The organism is Mesorhizobium sp. M5C.F.Ca.IN.020.29.1.1, from assembly GCF_003997375.1.
Taxonomy (GTDB): domain Bacteria; phylum Pseudomonadota; class Alphaproteobacteria; order Rhizobiales; family Rhizobiaceae; genus Mesorhizobium; species Mesorhizobium wenxiniae.
Map to the genome: position 1 here is coordinate 1 of NZ_RZSW01000832.1, position 1,940 is coordinate 1,940.

The following is a 1,940-nucleotide window of genomic DNA, read 5'->3' on the forward strand; positions in this document are numbered from 1 at the left end:
ATCCGTATCTGCGCGAGCGAATGAGTGATTTCGACGATCTCGCCAATCGGTTGCTACGCCAGTTGATGGGGCGAGGGCCGGACGATGTCGCGGCCTCGCTACCGAAGGACGCCATCATCGTCGCCCGCTCGATGGGGGCTGCCGAACTGCTCGATTATCCCAGGGACAAGCTGCGCGGGCTGGTGCTCGAGGACGGCGCGGCGACCAGCCACGTCGTTATCGTGGCGCGGGCCATGGGCATACCGGTAGCGGGCCAGATGAGGGGCGCCGTTTCCATGGCGGAAAACGGCGACGCGATCATTGTCGACGGCGAAGAAGGTGCGATCCATCTGCGCCCTCAGCCCGACCTCGAAGCCGCCTATGCCGAAAAGGTCCGCTTCCGGGCGCGGCGGCAGGAGGTCTATCGCGAACTGCGCAAGAAGCCGTCGGTGACCAAGGACGGCGTCCAAGTCGACCTTTTGATGAATGCGGGCCTGGCCGTCGATCTGCCGCAGCTTGCGGAGGCGGGCGCCGCCGGCATCGGCCTATTCCGTACCGAGCTGCAATTCATGGTCGCCTCGACCTTTCCGCGTGCGGAAGCCCAGGAACGGCTCTACCGCGACGTGCTCGACGCGGCGCGCGGCAAGCCGGTGACCTTCCGCACCATCGATATCGGCGGCGACAAGGTGCTACCCTACTTCAAGGACACGATCCAGGAAGAGAACCCGGCGCTCGGCTGGCGCGCCATCCGCCTGACGCTCGACCGGCCGGGCCTGTTGCGCACCCAGATCCGCGCGCTTCTAAAGGCCTGCGGTGGGCGTGAACTGAAGCTGATGCTGCCTATGGTGACGGAGCTCGGCGAGATCGCACAGGCGCGCGAAATCATCGATCGCGAGGTGCGGCATCTGTCGCGTTTTGCCCATCATCTGCCGACCAGCCTGAAGCTCGGGGCCATGCTGGAAGTGCCGTCGCTGCTGTTCCAGCTCGACGAGCTGATGAAGGCCGTCGATTTCGTCTCGGTCGGCTCGAACGATCTGTTCCAGTTCGTTATGGCGGTCGATCGCGGCAACACGCAGCTCTCCGACCGTTTCGATGCGCTGTCGACGCCGTTCCTGCGCGTTCTGAAGCAGATTGCCGACGCCGGGGTGCGCAATCAAACCTCGGTGACCTTGTGCGGCGAACTGGCCGGCAAGCCGATCTCGGCGATGGCGCTGATCGGCCTTGGCTACCGGTCGATCTCGATGTCGCCGGCTTCGATCGGTCCGGTCAAGGCGATGCTGACGGAACTGCCGCTAGCCGAGCTGGAGACGTTCTTCGACGACAATCTTATGGCGCCGGCCTACGGGTTGCCGATGCGGGCGCTGCTGCAAGCCTTTGCCGACGACCGCTCCATTCCGTTGTAGACCTTCACCATGATCAACCTGCCCCGCGACCGTATGGATCAAGTCGTCAAGCGTTTCGATATGCTCGAAGCGCAGATGTCGGCCGGGCCGGCGGCGGACGCCTATGTCAGGATGGCGTCGGAATATGCCGACATGCAGGAGATGGTGGCAAAGATCAGGCAGCTGCGTGGCGCCGAGCATGAACAGGCCGACTTGCAGGCGATGCTCGCCGACAAAAGCACCGATGCCGAAATGCGGGCATTGGCCGAGGCCGATCTGCCCGAGGTCAGGGAACGCATCGAGGCGCTGCAGAGGGACATCCAGATCCTGCTTCTGCCCAAGGATGCCGCAGACGACAAGAACGCCATCCTCGAAATCCGCGCCGGCACCGGCGGCGACGAGGCGGCTCTCTTTGCTGGCGACCTGTTCCGCATGTACGAACGCTATGCTGCGGCACGCGGCTGGCGTTTCGAGACGGTGTCGGCGAGCGAGGGTGAGGTCGGCGGCTACAAGGAAATCATCGCCACCATTTCGGGCAAGGGGGTCTTCGCCCATCTGAAATTCGAGTCCGGTGTGCAT

The 1,940-nt window shown here is 64.0% G+C and carries 2 protein-coding genes; both read left to right on the plus strand.

Annotation, left to right across the window (positions count from 1 at the left end; all coding sequences use genetic code 11):
- On the plus strand, positions 1-1,382 hold a 1,382-nt coding region (gene ptsP, locus EOA85_RS34050; RefSeq protein WP_127212618.1), incomplete at its 5' end, for a phosphoenolpyruvate--protein phosphotransferase.
- Positions 1,383-1,391: 9 nt separating this feature from the next.
- On the plus strand, positions 1,392-1,940 hold a 549-nt coding region (locus EOA85_RS34055; RefSeq protein WP_127212619.1), incomplete at its 3' end, for a PCRF domain-containing protein.